The organism is Paraburkholderia sediminicola (assembly GCF_046027355.1).
GTDB classification, from domain to species: domain Bacteria; phylum Pseudomonadota; class Gammaproteobacteria; order Burkholderiales; family Burkholderiaceae; genus Paraburkholderia; species Paraburkholderia sediminicola_B.
In genome coordinates this window covers 1-283 of sequence record NZ_JAQQEK010000165.1, presented here as the reverse complement: position 1 = coordinate 283, position 283 = coordinate 1, and the positions used below count along the sequence as shown (strand labels likewise).

The 283-nt window shown below is 70.7% G+C and carries 1 protein-coding gene; it reads left to right on the top strand.

The genetic code is table 11. From position 1 onward, the window contains the following. Window positions 1-283 (top strand): efflux RND transporter permease subunit (locus PQR42_RS45740; protein ID WP_408496140.1); only part of this gene is annotated, 283 nt, incomplete at both ends.

Genomic DNA, 283 nt, shown 5'->3' with positions numbered 1-283 from the left:
ATTCAGCACCGGCACCCGCCTGAGCGTGCCGGCGCTCACCGGCACCATTCTGTGCATCGGCATCGCCACGGCCAACAGCATTCTGGTGATCAACACCGCGCGCGAAGTCCACCACGGCGGCAAGCCGCCGTTGCAGGCCGCGCTCGAAGCCGGCTTCAGCCGCTTCCGCCCCGTGCTGATGACGGCGCTCGCCATGCTGATCGGCATGCTGCCGATGGCGCTCGGCCTCGGCGACGGCGGCGAACAGAACGCGCCGCTCGGCCGGGCCGTGATCGGCGGCCTT